Below are 21,060 nucleotides of genomic sequence, written 5' to 3' on the forward strand. Positions count from 1 at the left end.
ATGTTACGCCGATCCGTCGCTTACGCGGCAAACAGGCTGCGCATCTTCTTCATGGCGTTGGCCTCGACCTGGCGGATGCGTTCGGCGGAGACGCCATACTCGTCGGCGAGGTCCTGCAGCGTGGCCTTATCCTCGTTGAGCCAGCGGCGCTGGATGATGTCGCGCGAGCGCTCGTCCAGCTTCTCCAGCGCGGCCGACAGCGTGTCGAGCTGGTTGTCGGCCTGGTCGGCGTCGGCCACGTTCTCGTACGGGTCGGCGCCGTCGTCGATCAGGAACGCCTCCGGCGCGGGCTTGGCATCTTCCTCGGCGTCGGCCGGGGCCTCGAAGCCGATGTCGCGGCCGGACAGGCGCGACTCCATCTCGCGCACGGTCGCTTCCGGCACGCCCAGGTCCTTGGCCACGGTACGCACTTCCTCGGCGTTCATCCAGCCCAGGCGCTTCTTGCTCTTGCGCAGGTTGAAGAACAGCTTGCGTTGCGCCTTGGTGGTGGCCACCTTGACGATGCGCCAGTTGCGCAGGATGAACTCGTGCATCTCGGCGCGGATCCAGTGCACCGCGAAGCTGACCAGGCGCACGCCCTGGTCGGGGTTGAAGCGCTTGACGGCCTTCATCAGGCCGATGTTGCCTTCCTGGATCAGGTCGGACAGCTGCAGGCCGTAGCCGTTGTAGCCGCGGGCCACGTGGACCACGAAGCGCAGGTGGGACATCACCAGCTTGCGGGCCGAATCCAGGTCGTTCTCTTCGTTGTAGCGGCGCGACAGCGCCTGCTCTTCTTCCTGGCTGAGCACCGGGATCCGGTGGACCGCCGCGATATAGGCATCCAGACTGCCAACGACACTCGGTACCGGCAGATTGGCGGTCACCAAAGCTTGAGACATGTTGGAACCTCCTGTGAGGGGATCAGCTTAGCACTCGCGTAGTGAGAGTGCTAAAGGCACCGGCAAGTTCCGGGCCTTTGATGTACTGAATAGTACAGGAATTTGAGACGCCTGTCCAGTGGGGCTTCCCAGGGGAGGTGCCACTATGCCGGCCAGGCGGTTCAGGAGGAGTGAAGAGCCCGTTCAGCCAAGTTCGGCGCGAGGTGGCAGCGACCAGTCGACCGGGAGCACGCCCCGGCTTTCCAGGTAGCGGTTGGCCGCCGAGAAGTGCCCGCAGCCCAGGAAGCCGCGGTGCGCCGACAACGGAGATGGGTGCACCGAGGTCAGGATGCAATGCCGCTGGCGGTCGATCAGCTGTCCCTTGCGCTGGGCGTAGGAGCCCCAGAGCATGAACACCAGCCCCTCCCGCTCCCGGTTGAGGGCATCGATGGCAGCGTCGGTGAAGCCCTCCCAGCCCTTGCCCTGGTGGGAGGCGGCCAGCCCCTGCTGCACCGTCAGCACCGCGTTGAGCAGCAGCACGCCCCGGTCGGCCCAGGGCGTCAGGCAGCCATGGTCGGGCGGGGCCAGGCCCAGGTCGCGCTGGATCTCCTTGAAGATGTTCTGCAGCGATGGCGGCGGCGGCACGCCGGGACGCACCGAGAAGCACAGCCCATGGGCCTGGTTCGGGCCGTGGTAGGGGTCCTGCCCCAGGATCACCACCCGCACCGCGTCGAACGGGGTGTGTTCGAAGGCGGCGAAGATTTCCGGCCCGGGCGGATAGATCACCTTGCCGGCCTGCTTTTCGGCGCGCAGGAACTCCCCCAGCGCCCGCATGTCGGGGCGCAGCAGGTAGTCGCCGATGCGCGCCTTCCAGGACGGCTCCAGCTTGATGCGGTCCTCGCTCATGCGGCCTCGCCATGTTCGCGCAGGTGCTGCGACACCCGCAGTTGGAACAGCAGCTTGGTAATCAGCAGCCTTTCCTCGATGGGCTTCTCGACCAGGTCGTTGGCGCCCGCGCGCAGCAGCGCCGCCTGGTTGGCCGGGTTCTCGTCGCCAGTCATCACCAGCACCGGCAACCGGCCCTTGCCGTAGCCATAGTCGCGGCGGATGCGTTCGAGCAGGTCGCCGCCGGTAAGCTCGCCCTTCAGGCTCACGTCGGTGAGCACGATGTCGGCTCCCACCCGGCCCTGGGCGCGGGAGGTCTCCAGCAGGGCCAGCGCGTCCTCGGCGCTGATCACGTGGTGCACGGTGAGGCCATGCTTCTCCAGGATGCGGCGGGTGGCCAGCGCCACCACGCGGCTGTCCTCCACGTAGAGGACCTCGCCCTGGGCCGAGGCATCCGGGTGCACGTAGCCACGGATGAAATCCGCCAGGGCCTGGAAGCCCAGCGACTTGTCGAAATAGTCGGTGACGTGCTCGCCCAGCGTGCGGCTATGCAGGCGGTCGTCCACGTCGCCGGACACCACCACGATCGGCACGTAGGCCTGGGCCGAGGATTCGCGCACGTGGCGGGCCAGCTCCAGGCCATCCATGTCGGGCAGGCGCAATGCGATGGTGATGAAGTCGAAGGCGCCGCCGTCGAGCAGCTCGCGCGCCTCCGCGCCATTGCCGGCGCCGACCACCTGGGCGTCGGGCAGTTCCGTCGTCAACACCCGGGCGATCAGCTGGCGCACCAGCCTGGAGCCGTCCACCACCAACACCCTGGGCGCCGCCCCCATCACTCGACTGCTGAAACTCGCACTCATCCCCTTAGCTTCCACGTCCAGGCCGGCGCTCCCTGCCGGCGATGTATCGACGACTCCCGCCGGCGCCCCGGTGCCCCGCGCCAGCCATGCCACACTCGCATGACCGGCCCGCCACGGCCGTGAGCCCGCGCACGCTTCATGCCACCTTGCGCAACTGCCAGGCGCTGACCAGGCGCGCGCCCAGCCAGCCCAGCACGGCCGCCGCCACCGGCACGGCGGCAAGCAGCCAGGGCGGCAGCACGTCGACCTGCAGCTTGCCGGCATACACCTGCCCCAGCCGCGCCACCGGCTCGGCCAGCGCCAGTTCCACCAGCACGGCGAATCCCACCGCCAGCAGGCCGCTGAACAGGCCATACCAGATGCCGGCATACAGGTAGGGCCGGCGCACGAAGGCGCGGCTGGCGCCCACCAGCATCAGCACGCCGATTTCCTCGCTGCGGCCGGCGATGTCCACGCGCACCGTGTTGCCCACCACCAGCAGCACCGCGATCACCAGCAACGCGGCCAGCACCAGCACCGCGCGCCGGCCCACGCCGAGCAACGCCTCCAGGCGCTGGCGCCAGGCGCCGCCGTCCTGCACCTGGTCCACGCCCTGCATGCCGCGCATGTCGGCCACCAGGCGCTCCACCGCATCGGCGCCTGCGTCGGGCCGTGGCAGCACTTCGAGCACATAGGGCAGCGGGTTGCTGTCCAGCGTATGCAGCGCGCCGGAGAAGCCCTGCATACGGGCCAGTTCGTCCAGGCCCTGCTGCGGCGTCCTCACCGTGACCGAGGCCACCTCGGCGCGGTCGCGCAGCTTCTTCGCCGTCAGCTCGGCGGCGGAACCGCCCTGCGTGGGCTGCAGGAACACGCTGACGGTCTGGTTCTGGCCCAGCGCCTCGCCCATCTTCTGCACGTTGCCGAGCAGCAGGTAGAAGGTGAGCGGCAAGGCCAGCGCGATGGCCATCACCGCCACCGTCAGCAGGGTGCCCACTGGACGCGACATCAGCCGGCGCAGGCTGGCCAAGGCGCTCCAGCCGTGGTGCTCGCGCCAGCTGGCCACCGGCCGGGCGCGGGAACGGCCACCGCGCGGATGGCTCTCGCCCAGCAGCGGGCTTTCGTTGAGAGGCAGCTCTTGCATGCTCACAGCACCTCCTCGGCGGCCACGTCGGCCACCAGCCGGCCATGATCGAGGACGATCACCCGCTTTTTCATGCGCTTGATCAAGGGCAGGTCATGGCTGGCGACCAGCACGGTGGTGCCCACCTGCTGGAATTCGGCGAACAGGCCCATGATCTCCACTGCCAGCGTGGGGTCGAGGTTGCCGGTGGGCTCGTCGGCGACCAGCAGCATGGGCTTGGCCACGATGGCACGGGCGATGCCCACGCGCTGCTGCTCGCCGGCGGAAAGCGTGGCGGGCAGCTGCCGCTCGTAGGCCAGCAGGCCTACCTTCTCCAGCGCGGCGCGCACGCGCTTGGCGCGCTCGTTCGGCGCCGTGCCGGCGATCATCAGCGGCAGCTCGACATTGGCGAACACAGTGCGGTCCATCAGCAGGCGGTGGTCCTGGAACACCATGCCCAGGCGTCGGCGCAGCTTCGGAATGCCGCCACGGCCGACCTTGGCCAGGTTCTGCCCGTCGAGCGTGATGACCCCGTGCGAGGGACGCTCGATCAGGCCGAGCAGCTTGAGCAGGGTGCTCTTGCCCGCACCCGAGTGGCCGGTGACGAAGGCCATCTCGCCCCCGCCCACCTCGAAGGAAAGCTGCGACAAGGCCTCGTGGCCACCTTCATAACGCTTGCTGACTTGGTCGAAGCGGATCACCGCGCGTCCCCGATCCTGGATGCGGCAAGGATAAGGGATGCTTGCACGAAGGTCAGGAGCCCGGCGGCAAGCGGCTACCGTGGATTCAGCGGCCGCGCGCCCACCATCCCCGCGGGGGCTGGGCAGGCGCGTAGCGCAAGGAACATCCGCAGAGCGGTCCCGAGGGCGCGTTCCCTGCGCCATCCCTTCCGACTTTCGCCGGAAGGGATGGCGCACGGCTCAGCGGCCGGTGAGGAAACGGCTGAGGCGACGGAAGAAACCGACCTTGGGCGGCGGCGCGACCGGCTCGGCCGCCGGCTTCGCCACGGTGACGGCCACCTGGCGCGAGGGGCGCGCATGGCTGTTGCCGCCTTCTCCATTGGCGTGTTCGCGCGGCGGACGACGCTCGCCGCGCGCGGCGTGGACGGCCTCGTTCGGTGTGTTGGCAGCGACGTCCATAGCCAGCGCCTCGCCATCGCGGCGGCGGTTGCGGCCGCCACGCCGGCGGCGACGCTTGCGCGCCACGCCCTCGGCCGACCCGTCCTGGACCAGCACCGGCGCCGGTGCGCTCTCCGCCGGCGCCGCCACGACGACAGCGGCGGTGGTTTCCTGGCCAGCCTCCGCGCGGGGCTTGCGCGGCTCACGCGGCTTGTCACCGCGCGGCCGGTCGCCGTCGCGGCCGCCGCGGTTGCGGGGGCCGCGGCGCGAACCGTCCTTCTCGCGCTGCTCCACCTTGTCGCCAAAGGCGGCGCTGTCGGCCGCGGCATCGGCCACGAACTGCGCATCCTGCTCGCGCGGCCTGGGCATCACCAGCATGTCCGGCTCGATATTCGCCACGGGAATACGCTGGCCGATATAGGTCTCGATGTCCGGCAGGCTCATCGCATAGAGGTCGCAGGCGAAGCTGATGGCATCGCCCTCGGCGCCCAGGCGCGCGGTGCGGCCGATGCGGTGCACGTAGTCCTCGGCGTCCTGCGGCAGGTCGTAGTTGAACACGTGGCTCACCGCCGGGATATGCAGGCCGCGCGCGGCCACGTCGGTGCACACCAGGATGTCGAGCTGGCCTTCCTGGAAGCGCTGCAGCAGCTTCTGGCGCTTGAGCTGCGGCACGTCGCCAGACAGCGCGCCCACGCGGTAGCCCTGTCGCTTGAGGCGGTCGGTGATGCGTTCGGCGGCGGCCTTGGTGTTGACGAAGATGATGCTGCGCGTCGGGCTGGTGCGCTCGAGCAGGTTGAGCAGCAGCGGCATCTTCTCTTCCTTGGCCGGGAAGTAGACGACCTGCCGCACGCGGTCGGCGGTGACGTTGTCGGTCTCCACCTCGAGCTTCTCGGCGTTGTGCATGTGCTCGTAGGCCAGCTCCAGCACGCGGTGGCTCAGCGTGGCGGAGAACAGCAGCACCTGGCGCTGCTCGCGCGCCGGCAGGCGGCGGAAGATGAAGCGCACGTCCTTGATGAAGCCGAGGTCGAACATGCGGTCGGCCTCGTCGATCACCATCACCTCGACGCTGTCCAGGCCGAACACGTGCTGCTTGTAGTAGTCCAGCAAGCGGCCTGGGGTGGCGATGATGATGTCGCAGCCATCCTTGAGCTGCTGGCGCTGCTTGTCGTAGTCCACGCCGCCGTAGATCAGCGCGGTGCGCAGGCCGGTGTAGCGGCCGATGGCCTTGGCGTCCTTCTCGATCTGGATGGCCAGTTCGCGGGTCGGCGCGATCACCAGGGCGCGCGGGTCGCTGTCCTTGCGCTCGGCCACGGCAGGCTGGGTGAGCAGGCGGTTCATCATCGCCACCAGGAAGGCGCAAGTCTTGCCCGTGCCGGTCTGCGCCTGGCCGGCGACGTCGCGGCCGGTGAGCGCGACCGGCAGGGTCAGCGCCTGGATCGGCGTGCAGCGGGTGAAGCCCGCCTCGTCGAGGCCTTGCTGGAGCAGCGGATGGAGGTCGAAATGGGTGAAGAAGGTATCGGTGAGTACGGTTTGTGACATTAGAGTTGTGAATTGGACGCTGGTCAGGCGACGCCATGGGGCGGCCTGGCTCCTTGCCGGTGAGACGCTACAAGGAACGGGTGGAAGGCCGGCGGGCCGGGAGGTGGCGGCAGGCCCCGGGCGAACCGATGGCGCGTGCCGGCGACACCTCTGCGCGGACCGGCGCCGGAGGAGTGGCGGCACCCGGCAGTTCCGCTGGCATAGGTCAAAGGGTTATGGAGCCTAAGGCCCTGGATCCCAAGGGAAACCCTCTCACCTATGTCAACGGAACCATCCGTGGCCGCTGTCGGGAGATCCTGCCCCAGCCAGCCCGGTGTCGCCGCGCCGAATGAGCCATGGGCCTCCCTTGAATCGCTTGAATCGTGCCCCGAGTTACGCTGGAATGGAGGCCAGCCGCAATGGCCAAAGCCTTCCTTCCCGGTACGACCCCGCGCTTCGTGGGCGCCCCAGTGTAGCCGATGCTGGGCGCGCGGTCGTGAAACCCTTCCCCCGCCTACCTTCGGAGACCCCGGTGAGCGACCTGATTACCCACGTGAGCGACGATGCCTTCGAGCAGGAAGTGCTGAAGTCCGATACCCCCGTCCTGCTGGACTTCTGGGCCGAATGGTGCGGCCCATGCAAGGCCATCGCTCCCATCCTCGACGAGCTGGCCAAGCAGTACGAGGGCAAGCTGCGCATCGCCAAGATCAACATCGACCACAACCAGAAGACGCCCCGCAACTACGGCGTGCGCGGCATCCCGACCCTGATGGTGTTCAAGAACGGCAAAGTCGAGGCCACCCAGATCGGCGCGGTCAGCAAGGGCCAGCTGGCCCAGATGATCGACAAGGCCATCTGAGTTTCGTGAATTGCCCCCGCCCGCGACGCTTTACGGCGCCGCGGGCGCAGTGATAGATTCCAAGTGTCCGTCGGGACTGTCCTGTCCCCCGCGCCGTCCGCGCGACGCAACCCTTCCCTCCTGTCAATCAACGGCGCCCCGCAGAGGTTTGCCCGTGTCCGATATCGAAAGCAAAGAAACCACCGACGCCCAGGGCGCCGAAGCCAAGCCCGTGTCCGAGACCCGTACCCGCGCACCACGCAAGTCCGCCGCCAATGCCATGACCGCCGAGGCCAAGGCCGAGCGCCAGGCTCAGCTGGACATGCCCTCGCTGCCGCCGGTCGAGCGCGCCGCACCGCCGGTCGAGACGTCCTTTTCGCCGGCGCCCGCGCCGGCCGCCGAATCCGCCCCGCAGGGCGAAGGTGGCCAGCGCCAGCCGCAGGAGGCCCGCGAAGGCGGCCAGCCGCAAGGCAACGGCAACGGCAACTTCAACCGCAACGACCGCGGCCGCCGTCGTCGCCACGAGCGCAACCAGCAGCGCGGCCAAGGCGGCGGCAACCCGCAGCACCCGCGCAACAACAACGGCCTGCCGGTGGACGACGACTACGCTGACGCCGGCAGCAACGACCGCCTGATCAACCTCACCGAGCTCAAGCGCAAGAACGCGATCCAGCTGCTGGAATTCGCCGAATCGCTGGGCATCCAGGAAGGCGTGGCGCGCGCCCGCAAGCAGGACGTGATCTTCTCCATCCTCAAGGCCCATGCCCGCTCCGGCGGCGGCATCTGGGCCGAGGGCGTGCTGGAGATCCTGCAGGACGGCTTCGGCTTCCTGCGCTCGGCCGACGAGTCCTACCTCGCCGGCCCGGACGACATCTACGTGTCGCCCAGCCAGATCCGCCGCTTCAACCTGCGCACCGGCGACTACATCACCGGTCGCGTGCGCCACCCGAAGGAAGGCGAGCGCTACTTCGCGATGCTCAAGGTCGACGACATCAACGGCGATCCGCCGGAGGCGTCGAAGAACAAGATGCTGTTCGAGAACCTGACGCCGCTGTTCCCGCGCAAGGCGTTCAAGCTCGAGCGCGGCAACGGCTCCACCGAGGACATCACCGGCCGCATCCTCGACCTGGTGGCGCCGATCGGTCGCGGCCAGCGCGGCCTCATCGTCTCCCAGCCGAAGTCCGGCAAGACGATGATGCTGCAGAACGTGGCCCAGGCCATCCAGTACAACCATCCGGACGTCCACCTGATCATGCTGCTGATCGACGAGCGTCCGGAGGAAGTGACGGAAATCGCCCGCACCGTGCGTGCCGAGGTGATCTCCTCGACCTTCGACGAGCCGGCCGTGCGCCACGTGCAGGTCGCCGAGATGGTGATCGAACGCGCCAAGCGCCTGGTCGAGCACAAGAAGGACGTGGTGATCCTGCTCGACTCCATCACCCGCCTTGCCCGCGCCTACAACACTGTGGTGCCGAGCTCCGGCAAGGTGCTCACCGGCGGCGTGGACGCCAACGCCCTGCAGCGCCCCAAGCGCTTCTTCGGTGCGGCGCGCAACGTCGAGGAAGGCGGCAGCCTGACCATCATCGCCACCGCGCTGACCGACACCGGCAGCAAGATGGACGAGGTGATCTACGAGGAATTCAAGGGCACCGGCAATATGGAAGTGCACCTGAGCCGCCGCATCGCCGAGAAGCGCGTCTACCCGGCCATCGACATCAACCGCTCCGGCACCCGCCGCGAGGACCTGCTGATCGAGCCGGACCTGCTCTCCAAGATCTGGATCCTGCGCAAGCTGCTGCATCCGATGGACGAGCTGGCCGCGATGGAGTTCATGCTCGACAAGATGAAGAACACCAAGTCCAACGACGAGTTCTTCAATTCGATGAAGCGCTGATCGCCCATCGCCCGCCGCAAGCAAAGGCCGCCCGAGGGCGGCCTTTGTCGTTCATGGCGTAACTGCCGCATCTCAGGTATGGCCAGCATCCGCCGTGCTTCCGGTGGCGCTGCCGGCAAAGTCGGTGACCAGCGACACGCGGCGATTGGGCAGCCCTTGGTCACCCGTCGCGCCCTTCACCACCTGGCGGTTGGATACCTTGCCGTAGCCCACGGCGCGCACCTGGTCGGCGTTGAGGCTGCCGTTCTGCACCAGGTAGTCGCGCACCGCCTGCGCGCGCTTGAGCGCCAGGCGCTGGTTGTAGCCGGCCGAACCCGATGGATCGGCGAAGCCTTCGGCGGTGATCACCGCACTCGCATGGTGTTCGCGCATCACCTTCGCGAAGTCGTCCAGGCGCTGCTTGTCCTCGTCGCGCAAGGTGCTCTGGTTGGTGTCGAAGTGCGCGATGGTATCCACGCTGATGCGGCCCTGCATGGCTGTGATCTGCGTATCGTACTGGGCGAACTTCTGGTGCATCTCCTGCGTGATCGCGTCGATCTCCTGCTGCTGCTTCTGGTCGTTGCTGCGTAGCTCCGCGATGGCCGCGTTGAAATCGCTCTGCTTGACGTACCCGGTGCAGCCGCAAAGCGCGGCGACGAAAATGCCGGCGCATCCACGACCGATTCGATAGCCTGCACTTGCCATGGCTGGTCTCCTCTTCGTTGGCGGCGCGCACGCATGCCCGCTTCGACGGCCAGCGTCCGCGCCGGGAAGTATCCGCCGGAGACGTCAAGCCGATGCAAAGAAAAGCGGCTTCACGCAGGACGTTGGACGTCCATTTCCGGCAATGGACAGCATGAAACGACGGCCCTCGCGAGCGGGCCACCGCGCAGCAACCATGCACCGTTCCAGTGAAACATCAGATGAACATCGGTCGCATCGCGGCGATGCGCCCGCATCAGGATCGGCCGGCCATCCTGTGGTAGCGGCGCTCCTGCACCAGCCACAAGGCGGCGCCGTAGCACGCGCCCGCCACGAGCCAGAGCAGGGCCGATTGCCCCGTGGACAGGCGCGGATGCGGAATCAGGTAAGTCATGATGACGAACATGGGTATGCCGTAGAACACCACCCCGCTGCGCATGACGAAACGCAGCATTCCTTGCTTGCGGATCTTGGTCCAACGCTGGAATTCGCTCGCGCGCATGCTTCCCCTTCAGTTTCAGACGCCAGTGACGAACCACGCATGGAACGCGCGAACACGCCAGGCGTTGGCCGGCGCAAGATCGTGAGGTTCCGCACGGCATGGGCGCCGGCTTTCACCGCGCTCAGGAATGCGCGAGGGGCATCCACGCCACCGCCGGGGCGCCGCCGCATCGCCTGGCGTGGCATGGCCCGCCACTCGTCACGCGCTGGCCGTGGCGCCGCACCATCAGGTCGACGATCCAGGCACCGGTCGCCGTGGCGAGCAATCCGCCCGGCACCCGGACCCGGGCATCGTCGCCCACGGAAGCCCGTGGCGACGCGCCGGCCGTGAGGCTGCGGATCAGTCCCCGCGTCGCGCTTCCCGAGGGACCGGCGATGGCGAGCGTATGGCCCGGCACCAGCCAGGACGCCAGTTGCCGCAGGACGCCGGCGCCCTCCGCGGACGCCACGATCGTCGGCGCGGCACGCAGTTGCGGCGACGGCAACCGCGCGGCGGTCCCCATCGCCAGCACCAATGGTTCGATGCCGGCATCCGTCGCCAGCGCCACGTGCCGCGCGGCACGCGTGACGGCGAGGTCGTCGTCGCCGCGCAGGACGACCAGCAGCGTATCGAGATTGGCTACGGCCATGCGCCCCGCGCCATCCGCCGAAAGACCTTCCAGCAGCGACCGGCGCGGCAACCGCCGCCGCACCGACGGCGATTCGCGCCCCACCATCAGCCAATCGCCGACGGCCACGTCCGCGCCGGCCAGGTGATCGGGCCGTTCCACCCGGCGGATGCCGCTGGAGGCATAGACCTCCAGCCTGGCGGCATGCACGGCGAGCACCCTGGCCGGTGTGCCGGCCTCGAAATCGTCGAGCGTCAGATGTTGCGCGTAGTCGGGCCGCCAGCCGAGCTGGTGCAGCGAAAACGTCCGGAAAGACATGGAGCCACCCTGGAAATAGGAGAAACGACGGCCTCCCGATGCGGGGCCGAGCGAAACGCCAGGGTGCGTGGGCAAGGGGATGAAGCGCGCCGGCGGCAAGCCAGCGTAATCTTCAGATGCGCGACGACCCGGCGGAGGCTGCTGCAACATTCATTGTCTGTTTCCTCCTTGTGGCTGGGTGGATGGGACGCGCAGGGTAGCCATGCGGCGCAGCGCGCGCAAGCGCTGATTTTCGTCAGCGATGACGGATGCGCGCGGCCGCCCGAAACGGGTGGTCATGCGCCTGTCTTGCGCCGCCCCCTGGCTTGGGCGGATCGCGGCGGCGCCGAGGTCGATTCGCGCAACTGCAGCGCATAGGGCACCTGCACCAGCAGGCCCTTGCCGCGCCCCCGCAATACTTCCATCAGCTGCAGGGCCGCGAGCTTGCCCATCTCGCGGCTGGGCTGCCGCACCGTGGTCAGCGGCGGCCACAGCTGGGTGGCCAGCGGCGTATCGTCGAAGCCGCAGACCGAGAGGTCGCGCGGCACCTTCAGCCCGCGCTCGTTCGCCGCCCACATGACGCCGGCGGCCATGTCGTCGTTGGCGGCGAAGATCGCGGTGGGAGGCTCGGGCAGCGCGAACAGCTGCCGCGCGGCCAGCACGCCCGAGCCGAAGGTGAACTCGCCCTGCGCCACGTAGGCCGGATCGAAGGCGATGCCCGCTTCCGCCAACGCGGCGCGGTAGCCGGCCAGGCGCCAACGACTCGCGCCATGGTTGGCGAAGCCGGCGATATAGGCGATGCGCCGATGCCCCAGTTCCACCAGGTGTCCCACCAGCGCCTTGGCGGCCAACGGCTCGTCCATGCACACGCCGATGGCATCGTCGTGATGCACCGGCGAGATGCTCGCATAGGGCACGCCACGCTCCTTCAGTCGCTGCAGCAATGGCGCGTAGTCGGTAAGCGGCGGCGTCACGATCACGCCGTCGATATGGTGGTCGGACACCAGCGCATCGACGCGCCGGATGAAATCCTTGCCACGCACCCGCAGCGGACAGGCCATCATGCTGTAGCGATGCGCGTCGCAGGCATCGAGCACGCCATCCTGGATCTCGGCGAGATAGGTGGAGGCCGGGTTGTCGTTGTTGTCGTACAGCATGGCCACCAGGAACGAACGGCTACCGGCCAACCCGCGGGCCGCGGGGCTGGGCCGGTAGTTCATCGACTCCATCGCGGCCAGCACTTTCTGTCGCGTGGATTCCTTGACCGACGGTTCCTCGTTGAGGACACGGGACACCGTCTTGGGCGAGACACCCGTCGCGCGCGCTACATCTTCCAGGCGTACCCGCATGTGTTCTCCCGGCCATGCCGAACTGCCGGTTGACTATGCCTCCCGCGCCCGGCCCTTACAAGAAGCGCCGGAGGAGACGCATCGCGGGATCCTGCGGCCTCATCCGGGACCCGACGCCTGGATTGTGGGAGCGCACCCTGTGCGCGACTTGACCCATCCGGCGCCACCGCGCCGCGCACAGGGTGCGCTCCCACATCAGGCGAGGCTGCATCGCTTCACAGCGGCTCGACCGCCAGCGGCTCGCTCTCCGCCGGGAAGGCGGCCCACAGCTCGGCCATGCTGCGGCCGTCGCGCGGATGCACCAGCTGCGGCGCGATGTCGGCAATGGGCTTGAGCACGAAGGCGTGGCGCAGTTCCTTGCGCGGGATGTCCAGGTGATCTTCGCCCTGCCGCACCAGGTCGTCGTAGAGCACGATGTCCACGTCCAGCGTGCGGTCGGCGTAGCGCGGCACGTCGCGGCGGCGGCCGTGGCGGTCCTCCAGCGCGTGCAGCCAGTCGTTGAGCGCCTCCGGGGACAGGTCCGTGTCCAGTCCCACGGCGAGGTTGACGAAGTCGGCGCCATCGAAGCCCACCGACTTGCTGCGATAGGCCGGCGACACCGTCAGCGTGCCGAAGCGCGCGCGCAGTTCCTCCAACGCGGCGCGGAGGTAGCGATGGGGTTCGAGGTTGGAGCCCAGGCTCAGGTAGACGCGCGCCATCGTCATTGCGGCCGGGTGCCGCGCTCGATGCGCACGCCCACCGCCCTGGCGCCGCGCACGGCGCCGGGCTTGGACAGCTTCAGGCGCACCCAGGCCACGCCGAACTCCTCGCGGATGATCGCCGCGCAGCGCTCGGCCAGCGTCTCCACCAGGCCGAAGCTGGACGCGCCGACGTACTCGATCAGCCGCTTGGACACGTCCTTGTAGTTGAGCGTGTGGGCGATGTCGTCGCTGGCGGCGGGCACGGTGTTGTCGAACGCCATCTCGATATCGAACGCAAGGGTCTGGCGCACGCGGCGCTCCCAGTCGTAGATGCCAATCACGGCGTCGATGCGCAGGTCTTCGATGAAAACGATATCCATGGCGGATAGCGTAACGGCGTCGTTGTGGGAGCGCACCCTGTGCGCGACGGCGACAGATTTCCGGGCTTGGGTCCCTCGCCGTCGCGCACAGGGTGCGCTCCCACAGGCAACCAGGTGATCGGTTAGGTCGCCGGCGGCAGGCTTTCCAGATCCCAGCGCGGGAATACCTGCACCGAGGCGTCCTGGTGCTGGCCATGAGCGAGACGGATCGCGCCGGCCAGCGCGATCATCGCGCCGTTGTCGGTGCAGAAGGCCAGGCGCGGGAAGTAGGCCTTGAAGCCGTCCTTTTCGCCCGCCGCCGCCAGCGCCGCGCGCAGGCGCTGGTTGGCGCCCACGCCGCCGGCGATCACCAGCCGCCGGGCGCCGCTGGCCTGCAAGGCACGGCGGCACTTGATGACCAGGGTATCGACGATCGCCTCCTCGAAGGCGCGGGCGATGTCGGCACGGGTCTGCTCGCCCTGGTCCGACTGCTGCCACGCCAGCAGTACCTGGGTCTTGAGTCCGGAGAAGCTGAAGTCCAGGCCGGGGCGGTCGGTCATCGGACGGGAGAAACGGAATGCCCCCGGCCGCCCCTGTTCGGCCAGCCGGGCCAGCGCCGGGCCGCCGGGATACGGCAGGCCCATCAGCTTGGCGGTCTTGTCGAAGGCCTCGCCGGCGGCGTCGTCCAGCGTGTCGCCGAGGATGCGGTACTCGCCGATGCCCTTCACTTCCACCAGCATCGAGTGGCCGCCGGACACCAGCAGCGCCACGAACGGCGGCTCGGGCGGGTCGTCCTCCAGCAGCGGCGCCAGCAGGTGGCCTTCCATGTGGTGCACGCCGATCGCCGGCACGCCCAGGGCCCAGGCCATCGCGCGGGCCGCCGAGGCGCCCACCAGCAGGGCGCCGACCAGGCCGGGGCCGGCGGTATAGGCGACGCCGCCCAGGTCCGACGGGGCCAGGCCGGCCTCGGCCAGCGCCTCGCGCACCAGCGGCAGCAGTTTGCGCACGTGGTCGCGGCTGGCCAGCTCGGGCACCACTCCGCCGTATTCGGCGTGCAGCTTGATCTGGCTGTAGAGGGTATGTGAAAGCAGGCCCCGGCCCGGCGAGCGCGGCTCCCAGCGCAGCAGGGCCACGCCGGTCTCGTCGCAGGAGGTCTCGATGCCCAGTACCGGCTTGCCGGGATGGGGCTTTGAAAATGCTGTCGTTTCCACGTTATACTTCGCGGCTCACCGTATTCCTACGGCTCGTCAAGGCGGGCCAGTCTACCACTTGGAGTTTCCATGCCCAGCGTAAAAGTCCGCGAGAACGAGCCGTTCGAGCTTGCCCTCCGTCGCTTCAAGCGCACCTGCGAGAAGGCCGGCATCCTGGCCGAGACCCGCAAGCGCGAGTTCTACGAGAAGCCGACCCAGGAGCGCAAGCGCAAGCGTGCCGCCGCCGTGAAGCGCCACCTGCGCCGCCTCTCGCGCGATACCTCGCGTCGCACCCGCCTGTACTGAGTCTTGCGTCCGCCTCGTCGCGGATGCTCCTGAAGGCTCCGGCGCCCCTGGCGCCGTGCGGGTAGCTCGGCAGCTGGCGCGTCCATTCGCTGCCACTGCCTTCGAAACCTTACACTGGCCGGCGTTGCTCCATGCGACGCCGGCTTTGTGTGTTTCCGAGGAAAGACCATGACTCTCAAGCAGCAGCTCACCGACGACATGAAGACCGCCATGCGCGGCGGCGACAAGGAACGCCTGGGCGTGATCCGCCTGATCCTGGCGGCGGTCAAGCAGCGCGAGGTGGACGAGCGCATCGAGCTGGACGACGCACAGACGCTGGCCGTGCTGGAGAAGATGGTCAAGCAGCGCAAGGACTCGATCAGCCAGTACGAGGCCGCCAACCGCCAGGACCTGGCCGACGTCGAGCGCGCCGAGATGGGCGTGATCGAGGGTTACCTGCCGGCCAAGCTCGGCGACGCGGAGATCGACGCGCTGATTACCGCCGCGATCGCCGAGACCGGCGCCAGCTCGCCGCGCGACATGGGCAAGGTGGTGGCCGCGGTGAAGGAAAAGGCCGCCGGCCGCGCCGACATGGGCGTGGTGTCCGGCCGCATCAAGGCGCGCCTGGCCGGCTGATCGACGCCGCCTTCACGCGCCACTTGGCGGCTGTCCGGCCGATGACCGGACCGGCCTGCCGGGACAACTTGCACGCCACCCGCAGCTCCTGCCTGCATGCCCTTCACATCCCGCTGCCTACAACTGGGCGGCCAGATCCCCTGGCGGATGCAAGGAGTGACGCATGCTCAAGTGGGCCATCATCTTCGCCATCGTCTCGCTGGTGACCGGCTGGATGGGATTCGGCACCGTCTCCGGCGTCGCCGCCACGATCGCCAAGGTCCTGTTCGCGATCTTCCTGATCCTGTTCCTGCTGGCCCTGCTGGCGGTGGTGGGCGTGTTCAAGGTGGTCTAGCCGAGACCGCATCGAGCCTGCGCTCCATGCGCCGATGATCGGCCACCCGGCCCTGCCCGTTGGCCAGGCGCGAGCGTCGCTCGCCTACCACGATGAAGCCGAGGCGGCGGTAAAGCGCCTCGGCGCGCGGGTTGCTGGTGGAAACATCCAGCGCGAGGCGGCGGCGCCCCGCCTCGCGCGCCGCATCGGCCAGCCAGTCGATCAAGGCGCGTCCGACGCCCTGGCCACGCAATGCCGGCGCCACGCCCAGGTGGGCGAGGTAATGCATGTCGCCGTCCGGCGGCCGGATCACCGCCTCCACGCGCAGGCCGCGCGCGATCACACCCGGCCCGGCACCGGCGCCGTAGTGCCCCAGGATCTGCCGGGCGGCCGCCAGGGTGAATGGCCACTTGCGGTCGGCGCCATAGCCGGCCCCGACCGCCACTACCCGGCCATCGAGCACGCCCACCGCATGGTTGCGCCAGCCGAACTCGCCCGCGCCGTCGATGAAGCAGCGGTGCAGGAAGGCCTGCGCGTCGCCGCCGCGCGCAGTGGCGAACACGTAGTCGAACGCCGCCGGCCCCGAGCTGTAGATCAGCGGCACCGCCGCTGCCGCATCCCCGGGCATGGCAGGGCGGAAACGCACCCGCTGGCCCGCCCCTGCCATGTCCGCCATATCGCCCCCGGAACCCGCCGGCCTCCCGCGGCAGCATAAGGACAGGCCACCGGCCGGCACAGTGGCCGGCGCGGCCCGGCAAGGGGGCCAAAGCGGCCATCGTGAACAGGCTCTCCCGGGAACCTCTACACTAGGCACCTCATGCGCGGACGTATCCCTGACAGCTTCATCGACGAATTGCTTGCCCGCGTCGACATCGTCGATGTGATCGAGCGGCGCGTGCCGCTGAAGAAGGCCGGGCGCGAATGGACCGCCTGCTGCCCGTTCCACAACGAGCGTACGCCCTCGTTCTACGTCAGCCCGGCCAAGCAGTTCTTCCACTGCTTCGGCTGCGGCGCGCACGGCAGCGCGCTGAAGTTCCTGATGGACTACGAACGACTGGAGTTCCCCGACGCGGTGGAGGAACTGGCGCAGTCGGTGGGCCTCACCGTGCCGCGCGAGGGCGGCGACGACCGCGCCCCGCGCGAGGACAAGACCGATCTCTACGCCCTGCTCGACGCCGCCGCCCGCTGGTACGAGGGCGAGCTGCCCAGGAGCGCCGAGGCGCAGGCCTATTGCCGCAAGCGCGGGCTCGATGCCGAAACCATCAAGCGCTTCCGCATCGGCTGGGCGCCGGCCGGCTTCGACGGCGTGATCAAGGCGCTGGGCGGCAACGACCGCCGCATGCAGTTGCTCAATGAGGCGGGCATGGTGGCCAGCAACGAGCGCGGCCACCGCTACGACCGTTTCCGCGAACGCCTGATGTTCCCCATCCTGGACCGGCGCGGGCGCGTGATCGCCTTCGGCGGAAGGATCATCCCCTCCGGCGATGGTGGCGCGCCGGACGCGCGCAAGAGCGATGGTCCGAAGTACCTCAACTCGCCGGAAACCCCGCTGTTCCACAAGGGCCGCGAGCTGTTCGCGCTGTGGCAGGTGAAGCAGGCCAATCCCAGCCTGTCGCGCATCGTGGTGGTCGAGGGCTACATGGACGTGATCGCCATGCACCAGGCCGGCCTGCCCATCGCGGTGGCCACCCTGGGCACCGCCACCACGCCCGAGCACACCGAGGTGCTGTTCCGCGCCGCGCCCGACGTGGTGTTCTGCTTCGACGGCGACCGTGCCGGCCGCGCCGCCGCGTGGAAGGCGCTGGAATCGGCGCTGCCGCGCCTGCGCGACGGCCGCCAGGCCTATTTCCTGTTCCTGCCCGAGGGCGAGGACCCGGATACGCTGATCCGCAAGGAGGGCAAGGACGGTTTCGAGCAGCGTCTGAAGGCGGCCACGCCGCTGTCGGAATACTTCTTCGGCGAACTCGCGCACGAGGTGGACGTCGGCAGCCTGGACGGCCGTGCCCGCCTGGCCGAGCGGGCGCGCCCGCTGATCGCCCGGCTGCCGGATGGCGCCTTCCGCGACCTGATGGCGCAGGAGCTGGAAAAGCGTACCGGCGCGCGCGCGGTGTTGCAGGCCGATCCCTCGTCGCGCCGCCCGGTGCAGCGGCCGACCGTGGTGCAGCGCTCGCTGGTGCGCAGCGCGATCGCCCTGCTGCTCGCGCAGCCGGGCATGGCCGACCAGGTGGAGCGGCCCTACGGCTTCCTGCGCCTGGACAAGCCGGGCGTGGAGCTGCTGGCCGAGCTGATCGACCTGGCCCGCTCGCGTCCCGGCATCAACCCCGCCATGCTGGTGGAACACTTCGCCGAGCGTCCCGAGTACGCCGCCCTGCAGAAGCTGATGGCGGCGATGGTGGTGGGCGAGCCGGAAGCGCAGCGCGCGGAATTCTTCGACGCGCTCAAGCGCATGGAACAACAGGCGGTGATCCAGCGGCGCGACTGGCTGACCGCCAAGAGCCGCGAGGGCGCGCTGGACAGCGCCGAGAAGGCCGAGCTGCGCGAACTGCTGGCCGCCAGGGCGGTGCCGGGCTGAATCCGCACGCCCTGTGACAGCGGCGTTCCAAAGAACAGGCTTCTAACCAACGACCCGGCAAGATGGCCGCCTCATCCCGCGTCCCCGGCGAGGGCGCCGGACACCTGCGCCACGGCAAACATGCCGACGCCTCCGTATGGGATCATCGACCGATACTCGAAGGCATGGCAACACACTCCGGGCCATACGTAGATGGAACTGCTTGAACGACTGGTGACCCTGTTCGCCGAGAACGGCTACCTCGCGGTGTTCATCGCGTTGCTGCTGTGCGGCGGGGGCCTGCCCTTGCCCGAGGACATCACCCTGGTCGCCGGCGGCGTGATCAGCGGCCTGGGCTACGGCAGCGTGCACGTCATGGTCGGCGTCGGCATGGCCGGCGTGCTGGTGGGCGATGCCGGCATGTTCCTGCTGGGCCACCACTACGGCGCGCGCATCCTGCAATGGCGGCTGGTGGCCCGCGTGCTCACGCCCGGGCGCTACGCCAAGGTGCAGGAGAAATTCGAGCACTACGGCAACCGCTTGATGTTCATCGCCCGCTTCCTGCCGGGCATGCGCACCGCGGTGTTCATCACCGCAGGCTCCACCCACCGCGTGTCGTTCCTGCGCTTCCTGCTGCTCGACGGCCTGGCCGCGCTGATCAGCGTGCCGATCTGGGTGTACCTGGGCTACCTGGGCGCCGACAACCACGAATGGCTGGCCATGTGGATCCATCGCGGGCAGAACGGCCTGTGGGTGGTCGGCGGGCTGGTCCTGGCGGTGACCCTGGCGCTGTGGTGGCGGCACAAGCGCCGGCTGGCCTGCGAGTCGGGCTCGCGCTGACGCCTTCCCCGCTCGAACCGCGTCAGCCCGCCGCCGGCTCGCGCACCAGCCGGTCCTGCAGCATCCCGGCCCGTTCCAATGGCAGGTAGGCCAAGGCCGCCAGATGCGAATGGACACGCTTGAGATCGCGCAGGATGCGCAGATAGACGTCCGCGCCGCCACCGCCGTCGCGGCGTTCGCGCAAGGCCTTGATGTGCCGCTCGGAGGCCTCGTTCTCCAGCCGCCACAGCGCCTCCTTGCGCGCCACCAGCTGCTGCGCCGCGCGCAGGTCGCCGCGCAGGAACACGGTGAGGCCCAGACGCAGGCTTTCCATCACCTGGGCATGCATGGCCGCCAGGTCCTGGATGTCCTCGGCGGAGAAGTCCTGCCCGGCCTGCGCCTTCTTGGCGGCGAACTCCATCAGGTTGTTGGCGGTGATGTCGCCGATGTGCTCGAGGTTGATCACGAAGGCCAGGATCTCCTGGCTGCGCTCGCCGTCCTCCTCGTTCAGCGCCTCGCCGCCGAGGTCGGCCAGGTATTCGCGGATGGCCATGCCCAGGCGGTCCAGCCACTGGTCGGTGCGGCCGATCGCGGTGGCGCGCGCACGGTCGTCCTTGCCGAACACCTCGACCAGGCCCTTGAGCATGCCCTCCACCATGTCGGCCATGCGCATGGACTCGCGCACCGCGTTGGCCAGGGCCACGTTGGCCGAATCCAACGCCCCTTCGTCCAGGTACTGCGGCACGCCGGGATCGTTCGGCGCGGGCGGCTCGGGCAACAGGCGCACCAGCAGGCGCGCCAGGCTCTGCACCGGCACGATGAAGGCCACGGCCAGCGCCAGGTTGAACGCGGTGTGGAAGTTCACCGCGATGCGCGCAGGGGAGGCCCCCAGCGGCGCCAGCCAGTGCGCGACCAGTGGAAGCAGCGGCAGGCAGACGACGCAGCCGGCCGCACGCACCAGCAGGTTGCCCATCGGCAGGCGCCGCGCCACCGGCGTATGCGCCTCCATCAGCGCGGGGATGGTGCCGCCGAGGTTGGCGCCCAGCACCAGGGCCAGCGCGCCGGCCGCATCCACCACGCCGGCATTGGCCAGCGACACGATCAGCAGCACCACCGCCACGCTGGAATGGCAGGCCCAGGTCAGCAGCGCGGCCACCAGCATCGCCAGCACCGGCTCGCTGGCCAGGCTCTGCAGGATCGCGCGCAGCACCTGGGCGTTCTCCACCGGCGCCATCGCGCCCACCAGCAGGTGCAGCGCCAGCAGCATCAGGCCCAGGCCGATCGACACGCGGCCGATGTTCTCGAAGCTCACGTCGTCGGTGCGGCGATGGATCGCGAAACCGACCAGGACCAGCACCGGCGCCACGATGGCGATGTCGAACGACATCACCTGCACGATCAGCGTGGTGCCCACGTTGGCGCCGAGCATCACCGCCAGCCCGGGCGCCAGGCCGAGGAAGCCGCTGGCGGCGAACGAAGTCGCCATCAGCCCGGTGGCCGTGCTGCTCTGCAGGAGCGCGGTGACGCACACGCCGAAGCCGAACGCGGCCGGGCGATGGGCCAGGTAGCGGCCCATCCAGCGGCGCAGCATGCTGCCGTAGCCACGCAGCACGCCGCTGGTGACCATGTGCGTGCCCCACAGCAGCAGGGCGACGTAGCCGGCGATGTCGAGCAGGGCGAAGGTGCCTTTCATGGCGCGGTCTCCTCGGGGCGGACGGAATG

At 69.0% G+C, this 21,060-nt stretch carries 22 protein-coding genes; 7 read left to right on the plus strand and 15 right to left on the minus strand.

Annotated elements, in window-relative coordinates; translation table 11 throughout:
* Window positions 1-20: 20 nt before the first annotated feature.
* The 6 genes from rpoH to MJ605_RS17035 form a co-directional block, all read right to left on the minus strand.
* The gene (rpoH, locus tag MJ605_RS17010; protein WP_243042678.1) at window positions 21-878 is read right to left on the minus strand and encodes an RNA polymerase sigma factor RpoH; all 858 of its coding nucleotides are present in this window, start codon (window positions 876-878) and stop codon (window positions 21-23) included.
* 183 nt (window positions 879-1,061) lie between these two features.
* A complete protein-coding gene (gene ung / locus MJ605_RS17015; RefSeq protein WP_243042679.1) occupies window positions 1,062-1,763 on the minus strand; it encodes a uracil-DNA glycosylase in 702 nt (233 codons plus the stop codon).
* Window positions 1,760-2,602 carry a response regulator gene (locus MJ605_RS17020; RefSeq protein WP_243042681.1) on the minus strand — a complete coding sequence of 281 codons (843 nt, stop codon included), beginning with the start codon at window positions 2,600-2,602 and terminating at the stop codon, window positions 1,760-1,762. Before MJ605_RS17020 ends, ung begins: the two co-directional genes overlap by 4 nt.
* A gap of 136 nt (window positions 2,603-2,738) precedes the next feature.
* Window positions 2,739-3,722, minus strand: coding sequence for a permease-like cell division protein FtsX (gene ftsX, locus MJ605_RS17025; protein ID WP_279237631.1), 984 nt, complete (start codon window positions 3,720-3,722; stop codon window positions 2,739-2,741).
* Between the two features lie 2 nt (window positions 3,723-3,724).
* Window positions 3,725-4,402, minus strand: coding sequence for a cell division ATP-binding protein FtsE (gene ftsE / locus MJ605_RS17030; protein ID WP_243042684.1), 678 nt, complete (start codon window positions 4,400-4,402; stop codon window positions 3,725-3,727).
* Window positions 4,403-4,621: 219 nt separating this feature from the next.
* Window positions 4,622-6,358, minus strand: a complete 1,737-nt coding sequence (locus tag MJ605_RS17035; RefSeq protein WP_243042685.1) for a DEAD/DEAH box helicase — start codon at window positions 6,356-6,358, stop codon at window positions 4,622-4,624.
* A gap of 511 nt (window positions 6,359-6,869) precedes the next feature.
* On the opposite strand from MJ605_RS17035, the gene trxA reads away from it, so the two are divergent.
* Together trxA and rho are read left to right on the plus strand one after the other, a co-directional pair.
* A complete protein-coding gene (trxA, locus tag MJ605_RS17040) occupies window positions 6,870-7,196 on the plus strand; it encodes a thioredoxin TrxA (RefSeq protein ID WP_243042687.1) in 327 nt (108 codons plus the stop codon).
* 154 nt (window positions 7,197-7,350) lie between these two features.
* Window positions 7,351-9,069 (plus strand): transcription termination factor Rho, encoded by a 1,719-nt coding sequence (gene rho / locus MJ605_RS17045; protein ID WP_243042688.1) that lies wholly within the window; start codon window positions 7,351-7,353, stop codon window positions 9,067-9,069.
* Between the two features lie 72 nt (window positions 9,070-9,141).
* Here rho and MJ605_RS17050 read toward each other — a convergent pair whose 3' ends face one another.
* From MJ605_RS17050 to tsaD, 7 genes are all read right to left on the minus strand, one after another.
* Entirely contained in the window at window positions 9,142-9,753 is a 612-nt protein-coding gene (locus MJ605_RS17050) for an OmpA family protein (protein WP_243042690.1), read from the minus strand.
* A 253-nt stretch (window positions 9,754-10,006) separates the two neighbouring features.
* Complete coding sequence (locus MJ605_RS17055) at window positions 10,007-10,252, minus strand: hypothetical protein (RefSeq protein WP_243042692.1); 246 nt, start codon at window positions 10,250-10,252, stop codon at window positions 10,007-10,009.
* Window positions 10,253-10,373: 121 nt separating this feature from the next.
* A complete protein-coding gene (locus MJ605_RS17060) occupies window positions 10,374-11,177 on the minus strand; it encodes a ribosome small subunit-dependent GTPase A (RefSeq protein WP_243042693.1) in 804 nt (267 codons plus the stop codon).
* Between the two features lie 275 nt (window positions 11,178-11,452).
* Window positions 11,453-12,505, minus strand: coding sequence for a LacI family DNA-binding transcriptional regulator (locus MJ605_RS17065; protein ID WP_243042695.1), 1,053 nt, complete (start codon window positions 12,503-12,505; stop codon window positions 11,453-11,455).
* Window positions 12,506-12,720: 215 nt separating this feature from the next.
* Window positions 12,721-13,203, minus strand: coding sequence for a 2-amino-4-hydroxy-6-hydroxymethyldihydropteridine diphosphokinase (gene folK, locus MJ605_RS17070; protein WP_243042696.1), 483 nt, complete (start codon window positions 13,201-13,203; stop codon window positions 12,721-12,723).
* 2 nt (window positions 13,204-13,205) lie between these two features.
* Entirely contained in the window at window positions 13,206-13,565 is a 360-nt protein-coding gene (folB, locus tag MJ605_RS17075) for a dihydroneopterin aldolase (protein ID WP_243042697.1), read from the minus strand.
* Window positions 13,566-13,687: 122 nt separating this feature from the next.
* Window positions 13,688-14,755 (minus strand): tRNA (adenosine(37)-N6)-threonylcarbamoyltransferase complex transferase subunit TsaD, encoded by a 1,068-nt coding sequence (tsaD, locus tag MJ605_RS17080; protein ID WP_243042699.1) that lies wholly within the window; start codon window positions 14,753-14,755, stop codon window positions 13,688-13,690.
* Between the two features lie 69 nt (window positions 14,756-14,824).
* Here tsaD and rpsU point away from each other — a divergent pair, with 69 nt between their 5' ends.
* The 3 genes from rpsU to MJ605_RS17095 all read left to right on the plus strand — a co-directional run bounded on the left by rpsU (window position 14,825) and on the right by MJ605_RS17095 (window position 15,989).
* Window positions 14,825-15,040, plus strand: a complete 216-nt coding sequence (rpsU, locus tag MJ605_RS17085) for a 30S ribosomal protein S21 (protein ID WP_038621768.1) — start codon at window positions 14,825-14,827, stop codon at window positions 15,038-15,040.
* Between the two features lie 168 nt (window positions 15,041-15,208).
* Window positions 15,209-15,655: a GatB/YqeY domain-containing protein gene (locus MJ605_RS17090; protein ID WP_243042701.1), complete on the plus strand. Its 447-nt coding sequence runs from the start codon at window positions 15,209-15,211 to the stop codon at window positions 15,653-15,655.
* Between the two features lie 163 nt (window positions 15,656-15,818).
* Complete coding sequence (locus tag MJ605_RS17095) at window positions 15,819-15,989, plus strand: DUF1328 domain-containing protein (protein WP_243042702.1); 171 nt, start codon at window positions 15,819-15,821, stop codon at window positions 15,987-15,989.
* Here MJ605_RS17095 and MJ605_RS17100 read toward each other — a convergent pair.
* On the minus strand, window positions 15,976-16,644 hold the full coding sequence (locus MJ605_RS17100) for a GNAT family N-acetyltransferase (RefSeq protein WP_243042704.1): 669 nt from the start codon (window positions 16,642-16,644) through the stop codon (window positions 15,976-15,978). The genes MJ605_RS17095 and MJ605_RS17100 overlap by 14 nt on opposite strands.
* A 141-nt stretch (window positions 16,645-16,785) precedes the next feature.
* Between MJ605_RS17100 and dnaG the strand changes: the two genes are divergently transcribed.
* Complete coding sequence (gene dnaG, locus MJ605_RS17105) at window positions 16,786-18,540, plus strand: DNA primase (RefSeq protein WP_243042705.1); 1,755 nt, start codon at window positions 16,786-16,788, stop codon at window positions 18,538-18,540.
* A 192-nt stretch (window positions 18,541-18,732) separates the two neighbouring features.
* Complete coding sequence (locus tag MJ605_RS17110; protein ID WP_243042707.1) at window positions 18,733-19,359, plus strand: DedA family protein; 627 nt, start codon at window positions 18,733-18,735, stop codon at window positions 19,357-19,359.
* Window positions 19,360-19,381: 22 nt separating this feature from the next.
* Here MJ605_RS17110 and MJ605_RS17115 read toward each other — a convergent pair whose 3' ends face one another.
* The gene (locus MJ605_RS17115) at window positions 19,382-21,031 is read right to left on the minus strand and encodes a Na/Pi cotransporter family protein (RefSeq protein WP_243042709.1); all 1,650 of its coding nucleotides are present in this window, start codon (window positions 21,029-21,031) and stop codon (window positions 19,382-19,384) included.
* Between the last annotated feature and the right edge of the window lie 29 nt (window positions 21,032-21,060).

Origin of the sequence: Dyella sedimenti (assembly GCF_022760995.1) — a bacterium.
Classification (GTDB): Bacteria; Pseudomonadota; Gammaproteobacteria; order Xanthomonadales; family Rhodanobacteraceae; genus Dyella; species Dyella sedimenti.